At 53.5% G+C, this 16,263-nt stretch carries 14 protein-coding genes and 1 pseudogene; 13 read left to right on the forward strand and 2 right to left on the reverse strand.

Annotated elements, in window-relative coordinates:
* Positions 1-124 precede the first annotated feature (124 nt).
* The 12 genes from B5E62_RS00005 to thrS all read left to right on the forward strand — a co-directional run bounded on the left by B5E62_RS00005 (position 125) and on the right by thrS (position 14,704).
* Positions 125-1,675, forward strand: coding sequence for a YifB family Mg chelatase-like AAA ATPase (locus tag B5E62_RS00005; protein WP_087172739.1), 1,551 nt, complete (start codon positions 125-127; stop codon positions 1,673-1,675).
* Positions 1,676-1,750: 75 nt separating this feature from the next.
* Complete coding sequence (gene dprA / locus B5E62_RS00010) at positions 1,751-2,872, forward strand: DNA-processing protein DprA (protein ID WP_442911345.1); 1,122 nt, start codon at positions 1,751-1,753, stop codon at positions 2,870-2,872.
* A gap of 99 nt (positions 2,873-2,971) precedes the next feature.
* A complete protein-coding gene (gene topA, locus B5E62_RS00015) occupies positions 2,972-5,047 on the forward strand; it encodes a type I DNA topoisomerase (protein WP_087172741.1) in 2,076 nt (691 codons plus the stop codon).
* A 95-nt stretch (positions 5,048-5,142) separates the two neighbouring features.
* Complete coding sequence (gene codY, locus B5E62_RS00020) at positions 5,143-5,925, forward strand: GTP-sensing pleiotropic transcriptional regulator CodY (protein WP_087172742.1); 783 nt, start codon at positions 5,143-5,145, stop codon at positions 5,923-5,925.
* 11 nt (positions 5,926-5,936) lie between these two features.
* Entirely contained in the window at positions 5,937-6,308 is a 372-nt protein-coding gene (locus B5E62_RS00025; RefSeq protein ID WP_143468778.1) for a hypothetical protein, read from the forward strand.
* 124 nt (positions 6,309-6,432) lie between these two features.
* Positions 6,433-6,717, forward strand: coding sequence for a co-chaperone GroES (locus B5E62_RS00030; protein WP_033125856.1), 285 nt, complete (start codon positions 6,433-6,435; stop codon positions 6,715-6,717).
* A gap of 76 nt (positions 6,718-6,793) precedes the next feature.
* A complete protein-coding gene (gene groL / locus B5E62_RS00035; RefSeq protein WP_087172744.1) occupies positions 6,794-8,413 on the forward strand; it encodes a chaperonin GroEL in 1,620 nt (539 codons plus the stop codon).
* 125 nt (positions 8,414-8,538) lie between these two features.
* On the forward strand, positions 8,539-9,033 hold the full coding sequence (locus B5E62_RS00040) for a DUF6106 family protein (RefSeq protein ID WP_087172745.1): 495 nt from the start codon (positions 8,539-8,541) through the stop codon (positions 9,031-9,033).
* A 105-nt stretch (positions 9,034-9,138) separates the two neighbouring features.
* Positions 9,139-10,593, forward strand: coding sequence for an IMP dehydrogenase (gene guaB, locus B5E62_RS00045; RefSeq protein WP_087172746.1), 1,455 nt, complete (start codon positions 9,139-9,141; stop codon positions 10,591-10,593).
* Positions 10,594-10,658: 65 nt separating this feature from the next.
* Positions 10,659-11,693 (forward strand): aldose epimerase family protein, encoded by a 1,035-nt coding sequence (locus B5E62_RS00050; protein ID WP_087172747.1) that lies wholly within the window; start codon positions 10,659-10,661, stop codon positions 11,691-11,693.
* Positions 11,694-11,775: 82 nt separating this feature from the next.
* Positions 11,776-12,471: a peptidoglycan recognition protein family protein gene (locus tag B5E62_RS00055; protein ID WP_242957675.1), complete on the forward strand. Its 696-nt coding sequence runs from the start codon at positions 11,776-11,778 to the stop codon at positions 12,469-12,471.
* Positions 12,472-12,952: 481 nt separating this feature from the next.
* Positions 12,953-14,704, forward strand: coding sequence for a threonine--tRNA ligase (thrS, locus tag B5E62_RS00060; RefSeq protein WP_087172748.1), 1,752 nt, complete (start codon positions 12,953-12,955; stop codon positions 14,702-14,704).
* Between the two features lie 162 nt (positions 14,705-14,866).
* Here thrS and B5E62_RS00065 read toward each other — a convergent pair whose 3' ends face one another.
* The gene (locus B5E62_RS00065) at positions 14,867-15,061 is read right to left on the reverse strand and encodes a hypothetical protein (RefSeq protein WP_087172749.1); all 195 of its coding nucleotides are present in this window, start codon (positions 15,059-15,061) and stop codon (positions 14,867-14,869) included.
* Between the two features lie 143 nt (positions 15,062-15,204).
* Between B5E62_RS00065 and B5E62_RS17095 the strand changes: the two genes are divergently transcribed.
* The gene (locus B5E62_RS17095) at positions 15,205-15,393 is read left to right on the forward strand and encodes a hypothetical protein (RefSeq protein WP_206414288.1); all 189 of its coding nucleotides are present in this window, start codon (positions 15,205-15,207) and stop codon (positions 15,391-15,393) included.
* A 67-nt stretch (positions 15,394-15,460) separates the two neighbouring features.
* Here B5E62_RS17095 and B5E62_RS00075 read toward each other — a convergent pair.
* Positions 15,461-15,943: pseudogene (locus B5E62_RS00075) on the reverse strand (dicarboxylate/amino acid:cation symporter); the annotation flags it as partial.
* Between the last annotated feature and the right edge of the window lie 320 nt (positions 15,944-16,263).

The following is a 16,263-nucleotide window of genomic DNA, read 5'->3' on the forward strand; positions in this document are numbered from 1 at the left end:
ACGGTAAGGAAACAATAACATCTGATGGAGAGGGAAGCCCTCCTTCAGTTATTCATTTAGACTTTGTAACTATTAACCCGTAGTCATTATTGACTACACCATTATTATACTAGGAGGAGTGCCTATGAGTCTTGGCATGGTATATTCCGCAGCCCTTCATGGCATGGAGGTGAAATTCATCCGCGTGGAGGCGGATCTGAGCAACGGTCTGCCCATGTTCCACATGGTGGGCTATCTGTCCTCAGAGGTGAAGGAGGCGGGAGAGCGGGTGCGCACAGCCATCCGCAACAGCGGTCTGGAGGTCCCTGTGAAAAAGACAGTCATCAATCTGTCACCCGGCAGCGTGCGAAAGAGGGGGGCTTCCTTTGACCTGCCCATCGCTCTGTCTATCCTGGCGTCCCAGGGCCTGGTGGGCCGGGAGGCGCTGGAGCAGGTGCTGGCAGTGGGGGAGCTGGGGCTGGACGGCAGCATCCGGGACGTGCCGGGCGTGCTGCCCATAGTGTGGGAGGCAAGGAAGCAGGGATATAAGCTGTGCATTGTGCCGGCAGGCAACGAGGCGGAGGCAGCCCTTGTGGAGGGTATCCCTGTGCTGGCAGCAGGCAGCCTGGCCCGGCTTCTGGACCTGCTGTCAGGAAAAGATCTGTCCCAGCCTAGGTCTGTGAACTCCCTGTCGGCAGGCAGCGTGGAGCCAGTCTTTGAGGGTGATTTCCAGGAGGTGAAAGGGCAGGGAGCTGTGAAGCGGGCGGCGGAGATTGCTGTGGCGGGCGGCCACAATTTCCTCATGATTGGCCCTCCCGGCAGCGGAAAGTCCATGATCGCCAGGAGGATTCCCACCATACTGCCGCCTCTTGAGATGGAGGAGGCTTTGGAGATCACAAAGATATACAGTGTTCAGGGGCTGCTGGAGAAGGATACGCCCCTCATCCGGCGGCGCCCCTTCCGGGAGGTGCACCACACGGCCACAAAGGCAGCTCTCATAGGAGGAGGGTTGATCCCGGCCCCAGGGGAGATATCCCTGGCCCACAAGGGCGTCCTCTTTCTGGACGAGCTGACGGAGTTTCCCCGGTCTGTGTTGGAAGTGCTGCGCCAGCCCCTGGAGGAGAAGAGGATACGCCTCACAAGAAAACAGGGAGTCTACGAGTTCCCGGCGGATTTTATGCTGACGGCTGCCATGAACCCCTGTCCCTGCGGCTATTATCCGGACATGGACAGGTGCGCCTGCACGCCCGTCGGCATCAGCCAGTATCTGGGGAAGGTCAGCCAGCCCTTCCTCAGCCGCATCGACATCTGCATGGACACCCCTGCCGTGGACTACAGGAACCTGAAGGGCGGTCCGGGGCAGGAGGCGGAGGAGACGTCGGAGAAGATACGGGAGAGGGTCTGGCTGGCCAGAGAGAGGCAGATGAGGCGGTATGAAGGGGAGCCGGGCAAGACAAACGCGTCCCTTCCGGCTAAAAAGATACCGGAGTACTGCGCCCTGGGCACGAAGGAGGAGCGGGTCATGGAGAGAGCCTTTGAGCAGATGGGGCTGACCGCCAGGACCTATCACAAGGTGCTGAAGGTGGCCAGGACCATCGCGGACCTTGACGGAAAAGAGGAAATCCAGTCCTGCCATCTGGCGGAGGCCATCGGATACCGCCTGCCGGACGCGAAATACTGGGGAAACCTGCGCTGACAGCGCCGGGACCAGGTCGGAGAAAATAAGACAGGAAAAGACATGATAGGACAGAGAGTGCAAAAAAGAGGAGGGATGAGTGTGAAGTACGAGTACTGGCTTGCCTGTATCCGCCCGCTGGCGGGAGGGAAAAAGGAGAGGCTGAGAAGCTGCGCCGGCAGCGGGGAGGCGGTATATAATATAGAAGAAAAAAGGCTTGAGGAGATGGAGTTCCTGACAGAAAAGGACAGGCAGGTGATCTTAAGCTTCCAGAAAAAGAAGGACCTGGCGGCAGAATACGACAGGCTCCTGGAGAAGGGGATACGCCTTGTGCCCTGCCATGACACGGCCTACCCCAGACGGCTGAGGGAGTGCGCCGGTCATCCCTACGCCCTGTTCGTGAAGGGCCGCCTGCCCGCTGATGACAGGCTCTCGGTGGCCATCGTGGGAGCCAGGCAGTGCAGCGCCTACGGGGAGAGGCAGGCCCTGGCGTTCTCGGAGTACCTGGCGGGCCGGGGCGTCCAGGTCATCAGCGGCATGGCCAGGGGCATCGATGGCGCGGCGGGAAGAGGAGCCATAAACGGAGGTGGAGACACATATGCTGTACTGGGGTCAGGAGTGGATGTGTGCTACCCTCGCCAGAACAGAGGGCTTTACGGGGATATCCTGAAAAAGGGAGGCATCCTGTCGGAGCAGCTTCCGGGCGCTGCCCCGAGGAGAGAGAATTTCCCCGCCAGGAACAGGATCATCAGCGGCCTGGCGGACGCGGTCCTTGTGATGGAGGCCAGGGAGCGCAGCGGTTCCCTCATCACGGCGGACATGGCTCTGGAGCAAGGAAGGGACGTGTATGCCCTGCCCGGGCCCGTGGACAGTCCCCTGAGCCGGGGCTGCAACCAGCTGATCCGGCAGGGGGCGGGGATACTTCTTGGACCGGAGGAACTGCTGGAGGAGCTGGTCAGCGAGCCTGCTCTGGCGGCTCTTTTGACGGGCGAAACGAGGGGAAAAAGAGAATGTGAAAAATCAGACAAAAATAAAAAAGTGCTTGAAAGTGCCGAAAATATAGTGTATAGTTGTCTCGGTTTGTATCCCAGGGACATCAGCTCGCTGCTGGAGGAGACAGCTCTTGCGCCGGCAGCCCTCATGGAACAGCTGGTATCTTTGCAGCTTAAGGGATACGTCAGGGAAATTTCAAAAGGCCATTACATCCGCGCCGTATGACCGGCCAGGGAAAACGGACGGGGAAATCGGACGGAAAAATCGGACGAAGAAAACGGGCGGGGAAATGGCACCAGGAAGTATTGGAGGAAGAAAATAAAAATGGCTCATTATCTTGTAATCGTGGAGTCTCCGGCAAAGGTGAAGACGATCAAAAAATTCCTTGGGAGCAGCTATACAGTCATGGCTTCCAACGGACATGTGAGGGACCTGCCCAAAAGCCAGCTCGGAATTGACGTGGAGCATGACTTTGAGCCCAAATATATCACCATACGCGGAAAGGGAGAGATCCTCGCGGCCCTCAGGAAGGAAGTAAAAAAGGCTGACAAGGTCTATCTGGCAACCGACCCGGACCGGGAGGGGGAGGCCATCTCCTGGCATCTGTGCAAGGCCCTGAAGCTGGAGGACAAGAAGACCTACCGCATCAGCTTTAACGAGATCACAAAGAACGCGGTGAAGGCTTCCATCAAGAGCGCCAGGGAGATCGATATGGACCTGGTGGACGCCCAGCAGGCCCGCCGTGCCCTGGACAGGATCGTGGGGTACGAGATCAGCCCTCTTTTGTGGGCCAAGGTCAAGAGGGGCCTCAGCGCCGGGCGGGTGCAGTCCGTGGCGCTGCGTATCATTGCGGACAGGGAGGATGAGATTAACGCGTTCATCCCGGAGGAGTACTGGACCCTGGAGGCTATCCTGAATGTAAAAGGGGAGAAGAAGCCCCTCCGGGCCAAATTCTACGGCACGGAAAAAGAAAAAATGACCATCCACTCCAAAGAGGAGCTTGATAAGATACTGAAGGATCTGGAGCATGCATCCTACAGCGTGGAGGAAGTGAAGAAGGGAGAGCGCTTTAAGAAGGCTCCCGTCCCCTTCACGACCAGTACCATGCAGCAGGAGGCATCCAAGGTCCTGAACTTTGCCACCCAGAAGACCATGCGCATCGCCCAGCAGCTCTACGAGGGAATTGACATCAAGGGCAACGGCACGGTAGGTCTGATCACCTACCTGCGTACAGACTCCACCCGCGTGTCTGAGGAGGCGGAGAGCAGTGTCCGGGACTTCATCGGAAAAAGCTACGGGGAGCAGTTTGTGGCCACCGGCACCGCGAAGCAGTCTGACAACAAGAAGATACAGGACGCCCACGAGGCCATCCGCCCCACGGACGTGACCAGGACTCCCGCAGCCATGAAGGACTCCCTCACAAGGGACCAGTTCCGGCTGTATCAGCTCATCTGGAAGCGGTTTGTGGCGAGCCGCATGCAGCCCGCCAAATACGAGACGACCTCCGTGAAGATAGACGCAGACGACTATCGGTTCACAGTGGCTGCCTCCAAGGTTGTCTTTGAGGGCTTCCGCACCGTGTACACGGAGTCCGACGAGGAGAAGGAGGAGTCCAACGTGCTGCTGAAGGGACTGGATGAGAATTCCGTCCTCACCAAGAAGGAGTTTGATACAAAGCAGCATTTCACACAGCCCCCGGCACACTACACGGAGGCAGCTCTCGTAAAGACGCTGGAGGAGCTGGGCATCGGGCGGCCAAGTACCTACGCCCCCACCATCTCCACCATCATTGCCAGAAGGTACGTAGCAAAGGAGAACAGGAACCTGTATCTGACGGAGCTGGGAGAAGTGGTGAACAACATCATGAAGCAGTCCTTCCCGGCCATCGTGGATGTGAACTTTACCGCCAACATGGAGGGCCTCCTGGACAAGGTGGCAGAGGGAAAGGTGGAGTGGAAGTCAGTCATTGAGAACTTCTACCCGGACCTTGACCAGGCGGTGAAGACAGCGGAGAAGGAGCTGGAGACCGTGAAGATCGAGGACGAGGTCACAGACGTGATCTGTGAGGAGTGCGGACGCAACATGGTTATCAAGTACGGCCCCCACGGCAGGTTCCTGGCCTGTCCCGGCTTCCCGGAGTGCCGCAACACAAAGCCCTATCTGGAGAAGATCGGCGTCAAGTGTCCCAAGTGCGGAAAGGACATCGTGATACGCAAGACGAAGAAGGGCAGAAGATATTACGGCTGCGAGGACAACCCGGAGTGCGATTTCATGTCCTGGCAGAAGCCGTCGGAAAAGAAATGCCCGAAATGTGGCGGATACATGGTGGAAAAGGGCAGCAGGCTTGTCTGTATGAACGCGGAATGCGGATACAATGAAAACAACAGAGAAAACCCATAGAAATTATTTATAAAAAATGCGCAGAAATTAACAGAAGATTGTTGATGTTTCCAGAATTGTATGATAATATATTCAACAAAGGATGGAGGTTGCGTATGAGTGTACAATTATTAGATAAAACAAGAAAAATCAATAAATTACTGCACAACAACAACTCCAGCAAGGTTGTCTTTAACGATATCTGTGAGGTGTTGACGGAAATCCTGAATTCCAACGTGCTGGTCATCAGCAAGAAAGGGAAGGTCTTAGGTGTCAGCAGGTGCAGTGGTGTAGGTGTGATCACGGAACTCATCAAGGGAGAGGTCGGATGCCATATAGACGAGATGCTCAACGAGCGTCTGCTGAACATCCTCTCAACAAAGGAGAACGTCAATCTGGAGACCCTGGGATTTTCGCAGGAGACGGCAAAGGGCTACCAGGCTATCGTCACCCCCATTGAGATCGCGGGAGAGAGGCTCGGGACCCTGTTCATTTACAAACAGGGAGAGGACTACGAGATTGACGATATTATCTTAAGTGAATATGGAACGATGATCGTAGGGCTGGAGATGCTCCGGTCCGTCAATGAAGAAAATGCGGAGGAGACGCGCAAGGAGCATATCGTTCAGTCAGCTATCAGTACACTTTCCTTTTCCGAGCTGGAGGCCATCATCCATATTTTCGACGAGCTGGAGGGCACGGAGGGCATACTGGTCGCCAGCAAGATTGCCGACCGCGTCGGCATCACCAGGTCTGTTATCGTAAATGCGCTGCGCAAGTTCGAGAGTGCGGGCGTGATCGAGTCCAGGTCTTCGGGCATGAAGGGGACATACATCAAGGTAGTCAATGACTATGTCTTCACAGAGCTGGAGAAGATAAAGGCAGAGAGAAATAAATAAACAATCTGAGCGTGATCAATACAGATGAGGAAGAGAAAGGGTATCGGGAAACTGATGCCCTTCTTTTGGGAAGGAGGACGACTATGTACGAGGGAAGCACTGCAGTGCTCAGGATGCTCCACGTCTACCTGGAGGGGGAGCTGATGGATGAAAGAGAATATGTCTGCAGGATCACTGCATATGACCCGGACAGAGAGTATATGTATATGACAGTGGAGGAGGGGGAGCTGACGGACCTCTCCCTGGATGCAGAGTACGACTGCAGCATAAGGCCGGAGGAGGTGAGCTGTCAGGGCTCGGTGAAGGAGCGGTATTTTGACAGAGAGGGGAGCCGGCTCATTTTCTCTGTGGAAAATGGATTTTATAAAAATAATATAAACTGAAATAAAGTGTGTTGACAAAACAAATGGAGAGTGCTATTTTATTACTAGAGTTTATTAGCACTCTCCATTTAAGAGTGCTGACAAATATAAAATTTATATAGATAGCTTAAAGGAGGAACCATTCATGAAATTAGTACCATTGGGAGACAGAGTTGTATTGAAACAGTTAGTTGCTGAAGAGACTACAAAGTCCGGTATCGTCCTGCCGGGACAGTCCAAAGAGAAACCCCAGCAGGCTGAAGTGATCGCAGTTGGCCCGGGCGGAGTAGTGGACGGCAAAGAAGTGGAGATGCATGTGAAGGAAGGCCAGCAGGTTATCTATTCCAAATATGCGGGAACAGAGGTGGAGCTGGACGAGGAAAGCTACATCATCGTGAGACAGAGCGACATCCTTGCAGTGATCGAGTAGTAAGCAGTACAGAGATAGAGAAGATAAGCAATATAAGCATAGAAACCTAAATCGGAAAACAGGAGGATTGATTATCATGGCAAAGGAAATCAAATACGGAGCAGATGCCAGGGCAGCACTGGAGTCAGGCGTAAACCAGCTGGCAGATACAGTAAGAGTGACACTTGGACCTAAGGGAAGGAATGTTGTCCTCGACAAGTCATTCGGCGCACCTCTTATCACAAACGACGGTGTGACCATCGCAAAGGAGATCGAGCTGGAGGACGCTTTTGAGAACATGGGCGCACAGCTCATCCGTGAGGTTGCCTCCAAGACAAACGATGTGGCTGGTGATGGTACTACAACAGCTACTGTACTTGCACAGGCAATGGTACACGAGGGAATGAAGAACCTGGCAGCAGGGGCCAACCCCATCGTGCTGAGAAAAGGTATGAAGAAAGCTACAGATAAAGCGGTAGAGGCTATCCAGGGCATGAGCAGCAAGGTGACAGGCAGAGACCAGATCGCAAGAGTAGCAGCTATCTCAGCCAGCGACGACGAAGTAGGCGAGATGGTAGCAGAGGCTATGGAGAAGGTTTCCAACGACGGTGTTATCACTATCGAGGAGTCCAAGACAATGAAGACAGAGCTGGATCTGGTAGAAGGTATGCAGTTCGACCGCGGATATGTATCTGCTTACATGTGCACAGACATGGATAAGATGGAGGCAAATCTGGAAGATCCATATATCCTTATCACAGACAAGAAGATTTCCAACATCCAGGAGATCCTTCCGCTGCTTGAGCAGGTTGTGCAGGCAGGCGCAAGACTCCTCATCATCGCTGAGGACGTGGAGGGCGAGGCTCTCACCACACTTATCGTAAACAAACTGCGCGGTACATTCAACGTGGTAGCTGTCAAAGCTCCCGGATATGGCGACAGAAGAAAAGCCATGCTGGAAGACATCGCTATCCTGACAGGCGGACAGGTGATCTCTGACGAGCTTGGACTGGACCTGAAAGAGACAACACTGGATCAGCTTGGACGTGCAAAATCCGTAAAAGTCCAGAAAGAGAACACAGTCATCGTAGACGGACTTGGAGAGAAAGACGCTATCCAGGCTCGTATCGCTCAGATCAAAGCACAGATCGAGGAGACAACATCTGACTTTGACAGAGAGAAGTTACAGGAGAGACTTGCCAAACTGGCAGGCGGTGTTGCAGTCATCCGTGTGGGAGCTGCCACAGAGACAGAGATGAAAGAGGCAAAACTCCGCATGGAGGACGCTCTTGCAGCTACAAGGGCAGCCGTTGAGGAAGGTATCATCGCAGGCGGCGGTTCCGCATACATCCACGCTTCCAAGGAAGTGGCAAAACTTGCCGACACTCTGGAAGGTGACGAGAAGACAGGTGCAAATGTTGTGCTGAAGGCTCTTGAGGCTCCTCTGTTCCACATTGTTGCCAACGCCGGACTGGAGGGCGCTGTCATCATCAACAAAGTAAGAGAGTCCGAGCCCGGACAGGGATTCGACGCATACAAAGAGGAGTATGTGGACATGGTGAAAGCCGGAATCCTGGATCCTGCAAAGGTTACAAGGAGCGCTCTGCAGAATGCGACAAGCGTGGCATCCACACTGCTGACAACAGAGTCCGTTGTTGCAAACATCAAAGAAGAGACTCCTGCAGCACCGGCAGGCGGCGGAATGGGCATGATGTAATCACGCTTCTTTATAAAGATGAAAATTTAGAAAACTCCCCCCGGGGAGTTTTCTTTTTATATTTGGATGTGCTATAATGTCCACAGGCAAATCCTGCCTGAGAAACTGACATTGGAGGAAGAAAGATGGGTGACTTCTATACAGAGCAATTGGTCAAGAAGAAGACAGACGGGAAGGATATAGCGATGAAAATCCTGCTGATCGTGCTGACAGTAATCAGCTTTTTTATCGCTTTTTTAATGCCCCTTTTAATTCTTGTGCCTATACTGTTTGTTGTGGCTGACGTATTTCTGTTCAGGAGGATGGATGTGGAGTACGAATACATTTACATTAACGGAGACCTGGACATTGACAAGGTGATGCACAAGGAGCGCAGGAAGCACATGCTCTCTGTAAATGTGAAGGATATGGAGCTGCTTGCCCCGGAGGGAGCCTTCCAGCTGCAGTCCTACAAAACAGGAAAGATTTATGATTACAGCAGCGGCATCACATCTGCCCCGAACCGCTATGTCCTCGTATTTACAAGGGCAGGGGAGACGGCAAAGATACTTATTGAGCCAAACAGCGACCTGGTGGAGGGCTTTTTCCTCATGGCGCCAAGAAAAGTTATCCGGAAATAGCAGGCACGACAAAATTGGTGCAATAAAGGAAAAGTTGTTGACAAAGACAGCAGTCTTTGGGTATGATAGCAGTTAAACATGACAAAAGAAAGAGAGGAATAAACGATGGGTAAAATTATCGGAGAGGGAATCACATTTGACGATGTGCTTTTAGTGCCAGGATACTCAGAGGTAATCCCAAATCAGGTAGACTTGTCCACATATCTTACAAAGAAGATCAGACTGAATATTCCCATGATGAGTGCCGGAATGGACACGGTCACAGAGCACCGCATGGCTATCGCCATGGCGCGCCAGGGCGGCATTGGTATCATCCATAAAAATATGTCTATTGAACAGCAGGCGGAAGAGGTAGACAAGGTAAAGCGTTCAGAGAACGGCGTTATCACGGATCCATTCTATCTTTCCCCGGAAAACACACTGGCAGACGCCAATGAGCTGATGGGCAAATTCCGGATTTCCGGTGTCCCCATCACCGAGGGCAGAAAGCTGGTGGGTATCATTACCAACCGTGACCTGAAGTTTGAGGAGGACTTTACAAAGAAGATCAAGGAGTCCATGACATCTGAGGGACTGATCACCGCAAAGGAGGGCATCACCCTGGAGGAGGCCAAGAAAATCCTGGCCAAGGCGAGAAAAGAGAAATTACCCATCGTTGATGATGATTTCAACCTGAAGGGGCTGATCACCATCAAAGATATAGAGAAGCAGATCAAATATCCTCTGTCTGCCAAGGATGAGCAGGGACGTCTCCTGTGTGGCGCTGCCCTTGGGATCACAGCCAACTGCCTGGAGAGAGCCCATGAGCTGGTGAATGCCAAGGTGGACGTTGTGGTGCTTGACTCTGCCCACGGACACTCTGCCAATGTGCTGCACACCATTGACATGGTCAAGAGCAAATTCCCGGATCTGCAGGTCATTGCAGGTAATGTGGCAACAGGCGCGGCTGCTGAGGCGCTCATCAAGGCCGGCGCTGACGCGGTCAAAGTCGGCATCGGTCCGGGGTCCATCTGCACGACACGTATCGTGGCCGGTATCGGCGTGCCCCAGATCACGGCGGTCATGGACTGCTATGAGGTGGCGGACAAGTACGGTATCCCGATCATTGCCGATGGAGGGATCAAGTACTCCGGCGACATGACAAAGGCCATTGCCGCAGGCGCCAATGTATGTATGATGGGAAGCATCTTTGCGGGATGCGACGAGAGCCCGGGAACTTTCGAGCTGTTCCAGGGAAGAAAGTACAAGGTATACAGGGGCATGGGATCTATTGCAGCCATGGAGAACGGAAGCAAGGACCGCTACTTCCAGGAGAACGCCAAGAAGCTTGTTCCCGAGGGCGTAGAGGGCCGCGTGGCATACAAGGGAACTGTGGAGGACACGGTGTTCCAGCTCATGGGCGGACTCCGGTCCGGTATGGGATACTGCGGAACATCTACCATTGAAGAGCTGAAGACCAATGCGCGCTTTATCAAGATCTCAGCAGCATCCTTAAAGGAGAGCCATCCCCATGATATCCATATCACGAAGGAAGCTCCCAACTACAGCGTGGACGAATAGAAAGAGATTTCAGGACGAAGCCTGCCCTTTTTGGGCGGGCTTCTGACAGACAGGGGGTAAAGCATATGACAGAGACATTTGGAAAGACATCCGCAGGGTGGGAGACCACTCTGTACACACTGGAAAACAAAAACGGCATGCAGATCGCAGTATCAGATTACGGCGCCACTCTGGTGAAGGTGCTTGTGCCGGACCGGGAAGGAAAGCTGGTCGATGTAGTTCTTGGCTATGATGATGCGGCCGGATATGAGGCCGGAGACAAATTTTTCGGAGCTATCGTGGGAAGAGTGGCCAACCGCATCGGAGGCGCCTCCTTTGAGCTGAATGGAAGGACGTATCAGCTGGACAAAAATGACAATGGAAACAATCTCCACAGCGGCATGGACTTCTACAGCAAGCGGATGTGGAGAGTGGAAGAGTACGGGAAGGATCACATCGTGCTGAGCCTTCACAGCCCGGACGGAGATCAGGGATACCCGGGAGAAGTGGATATCACAGTCACCTACACCCTGACAGGGGACAATGAGGTGAAGATCCACTATCACGCTGTGCCAAAGGAGGATACCCTTCTCAACATGACCAACCACAGCTACTTCAACCTTGCAGGGCAGAGCTCGGGCACTATCCTGGACCAGGAGGTGTGGATCGATGCGGACGCCTACACAGAGGCGGACGCCCAGTCCATCCCCACAGGAGAGATCACACCGGTGGAGGGAACTCCCATGGATTTCCGGGAGGAAAAGCCTGTAGGCCGGGATATAGAGGAGGACTACCAGGCCCTGAAGTTCGGCGGCGGCTACGACCACAACTGGGCCCTGAATGGCTCCGGCTTCCGGAAGGTGGCCAGCCTGAGCTGTGAGAAGAGCGGCATCTCCATGGAGGTGTACACGGACCTTCCGGGCATGCAGCTCTACTGCGGCAATTTCCTGGAGGGAGATGCGGGAAAGGGCGGATGCGCTTACGGAAAGCGGAGCGGCGTCTGCTTTGAGACCCAGTATTTCCCGGACGCTGTGCACAAGGAGGATTTTGCCGGTCCCGTGGTGCGGGCGGGGGAGACATACGACACAGTCACCAGCTATAAATTTACATCCGGCAGATAAAATTTATAAAATCATAAGTAAGTCTTCACATTTTCTTTTTCTGAATATGATAGAATAAACAGGTAAAGAGGTTGGAGATCATATGATGAACAGCAGAGCGGGAAGAATAAAGAAGAGAAGGACTAAAGTACAGCATCAGAGACAGATGAAAAAATACTGGAAGGCAGGGCTGATCATTCTGGCAGCCCTGCTTGCTGCTTTAGCGGTCGTCCGGGTGGTCCGCCCCCAGTGGCTGGGCGGCGGGTACATAGAGTACGACAGCGCCCAGGTGGATGCCTCCAGGCCGGACATAGACGTGGAACTTTTGACTGTCAATCCCTACTCCAGACCGGGGGACGCCACCGGGCGCATCAACGGCATCGTGATCCACTACACGGCCAATCCCGGCTCCACGGCCATAGATAACCGGAATTACTTTGAGGGCCTCAAGGACAGCCATGAGACCCAGGCCAGCAGCAACTTTATCGTGGGCCTGGACGGGGAGATCGTCCAGTGTGTGCCTACCTGGGAGGTGGCCTACGCCTCCAACTCCAGGAATATCGACACAGTGTCCATCGAGTGCTGCCATCCTGATGAGTCGGGGAAATTCAACGATGCCACCTACCGCTCCATGGTGCAGCTCACCGCCTGGCTCTGCCTGAAGTTCGGGCTGGATGAAAATGACGTCATCCGCCACTACGACGTCACAGGCAAGAACTGTCCCAAGTACTTTGTGGAGAACCAGGAAGCCTGGGACCAGTTCCGGGCGGACGTGGGGGCGGCCATAGAACGGACTTAGAGGCGTTATGCCTTTTCATCCTTGCCTTTTCGCGGATAAAAGGATTGACTTTTTCCGCCAGATGGATATAATAAAAAATAGCTGGCAGGTCCAAAGCATGGACAAAAAAGCTGGCGAAGAATAAAAACACAATCTCAGACAGGAAAGGCACAGACGGAAACGAGTAGTCCTCCGGAGCTATCCAGAGAGAGGGGCAGGATGCTGGAAGTCCCTTATAGCAGATGGACGATGAAAACCATTCCCGAGCCGCACTGCAGAACGGCCAGAAGGCCCAGTAAGCGGTGACGCAGCCCGCGTTAAGGGACAGGATTTTATTTTGAGGAAATGAAATCCTTTTGAGTGAAAAATAAAGGTGGAACCGTGCAGAGAATTGCACCCTTGCGGAGGACGAAGAAGCAGTCCCGGCAGGGGTGTTTTTTGTTTTAGAGAAAAGTCCTCTGATAGCTGTCTGGATGAAAGCAGAGAAAGGAGAAGAAAGACTATGAAAGTGAGCATGAAAGACGGGTCTGTCCAGGACCTGACATTCGCGGACGATGTGGGACAGGAGGCGTTCCGCCACACCACATCCCACATCCTTGCGCAGGCAGTGAAGCGTCTCTGGCCGGACACAAAATGTGCCATCGGACCGGCTATCAAGGACGGATTTTACTACGATTTTGAATTCAGCTTCCCGTTCACAACAGAGCATCTGGCAGACGTGGAAAAAGAGATGAAGAAGATCGTGAAAGAGGCCCTTCCCCTGGAGAGGAGCGCGGTCAGCAGAGAAGAGGCATTAAAGCTCATGGAGGACAGAGGCGAGCCCTACAAGGTGGAGCTTATCGAGGAACTTCCCGAGGGCGAAGAGATCAGTCTCTATAAGCAGGGCGAGTTCGTGGACCTGTGCGCAGGCCCCCACGTGTCCAACACAAGCGTAGTGAAGGCGTTCAAGCTCCAGAGCGTGGCGGGCGCCTACTGGCATGGCGACGAGCACAACCAGATGCTGACAAGGATCTACGGCACCTCCTTCCCCAAGGCGGCGGAGCTGGACGAGTATCTGGCCAAGATCGAGGAGGCGAAGAAGAGGGACCACAGAAAGCTGGGCAAAGAGCTTGGACTTTTTGCTATCATGGAGGAGGGGCCGGGCTTCCCGTTCTTCCTTCCCAAGGGTATGGTGCTCAAGAACCTGCTCATCGATTACTGGAGAAAGCTGCACACGAGAGAGGGCTATGTGGAGATTTCCACACCTATCATCCTGAGCCGTCATCTCTGGGAGAACTCCGGACACTGGGATCACTATAAGGACAATATGTATACCACAGTCATTGATGATGAGGACTATGCAGTGAAGCCTATGAACTGTCCCGGAGGCATGCTTGTCTACAAGGTGGAGCCCCGATCCTACAAGGACCTGCCCATGCGGGTGGGTGAGCTGGGACTGGTGCACCGCCACGAGAAATCCGGACAGCTCCACGGCCTGATGCGGGTGCGCTGCTTTACGCAGGATGATGCCCACATTTTTATGACAGAGGACCAGGTCCAGGATGAGATCAAGGGCGTGGCCAGACTGATCGACGAGGTGTACTCCAAATTCGGCTTTAAATACCACGTAGAGCTCTCCACAAGGCCCGAGGACAGCATGGGTACGGACGAGGAGTGGGAGATGGCTACAAACGCCCTCAGAGGCGCTCTGGAGTCCCTTGGACTGGACTATGTGGTGAACGAGGGAGACGGAGCCTTCTACGGCCCGAAGATCGACTTCCACCTGGAGGACTCCATCGGAAGGACATGGCAGTGCGGAACCATCCAGCTTGACTTCCAGATGCCCCAGAGATTTGACCTGGAGTACACGGGAGCGGATGGAGAGAAGCACCGCCCCATCATGATCCACAGAGTGGCATTCGGCTCCATCGAGCGTTTCATCGGTATCCTCATCGAGCACTATGCCGGAAAATTCCCGGTATGGCTCTCACCTGTGCAGGTGAAGATACTTCCCGTATCCGAGAAATTTGCCGACTATGCAGAGAAGGTGTCTGACGCGCTGAAGGCGGCAGGCGTCCGCGTGGAGACGGACGACAGGAGTGAGAAGCTGGGCTACAAGATCCGCAGCGCCCAGATGGAGAAAGTTCCCTACATGCTCATCGTCGGCGAGAAGGAAGTGGAGGGAGAGTGCGTCTCCGTCCGCAGAAGAGACGAGGGAGACATCGGCAGCATGAGCGTGGATGAGTTCGCAAAGCTTGTGCTGGGAGATAAATAGGACGCTTGTAAGCAGGACGCTTCTGGACTGCGGTAAAACAGGGGACTGAAAGATAAAATATAAAAGGAAAAGGCAGCAGTGCCCGGGGAAAACGCTATGTGCATGACCCGGTGCGCTGCTGCCTTTTTCTGTAATGCTGTTTTCTGCTATTGCTATTTGCTGTTATCCCATCATGACCATGTGGGCGATGGAGGCCGCGTCGTCAGAGTGGCTCTGGCGGCAGACCAGGATGCTGCAGATGTAGTCCTCCTCCAGGTCCAGCTCCTGGCTGATCTTTGTTACGGTCTGGCCTGCGTCGTTGAGCTCCAGGACCTGCTCTATCTCCCTTGTGACCTGTTCCAGTGTTTTTTCTGCCATTGGTTTATCCTCTCTTTTGCTTGAAATGTAGTTTCTATTTTATAAGAAGAGGGTGGAAATGTCCAGAGGAAGATCGTTTTATATCACTTTGTAGATATAGTAGGAGCGGGAAAGGAGTGAAAGCATGAGGATGCGCGCCTGCGATGAAGATCATCCTGGAACTGCCCAGCGCATCCTTGAGGATATGCGGGACTTTCCCGGAGAGAGCTGGCAGAAAGATCGGGGGTCTCCATCAGGCAGATCCAGCTTTTGGAACAGAGGCAGAGAGATCAACAGGGCTCTCCCGGAAATCTGGCCGGCGGGCTGATACGAAAAATCCTAGGCAGGCGTGAACTCGTACGAGCGGCGCCTGCCCAGGATGGATTTGGGTTTTGTGATCTGTTTAAAAATCTGTCTGCCTTAGCTGTTATATACGTCCTCGTCCAGCATCTTCAGGCTCTTTGACACTAGCGTGGTGCCGGTCAGGTCTCCCACGTTGTTTGCCATTGTGGCGAATGGGTCAAGGATCGGCCATACAGCCGCCATGACCGGGATGAGCGTCAGGCCCACATCTCCGATGATGGTCTGGATGATGATGGTGGACATGACGATTCCGGAACCCTTTACGCCGGCGGCGCCGATGGAGAGGATCAGACTTAAGAAAATAAACTGGAAGATCCTTTCCGGCGTGATGTCAAGCCCGAACAGGTTGCAGGCGAAGATCGCGATGACACTGTACTGGATAGCGGCTCCGTCCATGTTACATGTATTTCCCAGGGGAAGGGTAAATCCGTAAACCTTTTCCGAACATCCCAGCCTCTCCTCCGCAATCTTGATGGATACAGGAAGTGTGGCCGCTGATGAGGTAGTGGTGAAGGCAACCAGCATGGATGTGGATATCTTTTTAAAGAATTTCCCTCACATTCCTTTCTGTAGAGCATTACATACAAGAAGTTACAATGTTCTGGTAAATCGGCCGTCCTACCTAAAACTATTTGATCGTATCACGGGTTAAAGTGTATTAAAAATTCATATTATTTATAAATATTATGTGGAATGTTTATTTATGCATTGCGGTCTGTCAGGGAAAAGAAATGCCCCCGTGATGCTCCAAAGACCCAGGCGGGTCCGGATATCACGGGGGCATTCGCCTGTGAACACAACCGGGTTCATCTATAAAAAAGGATATTTCGACTGGCCCCGGAGCTTTTATCGGGGTGCGC

This window comes from Lachnoclostridium sp. An118, from assembly GCF_002160985.1.
GTDB classification, from domain to species: Bacteria; Bacillota; Clostridia; order Lachnospirales; family Lachnospiraceae; genus Claveliimonas; species Claveliimonas stercoravium.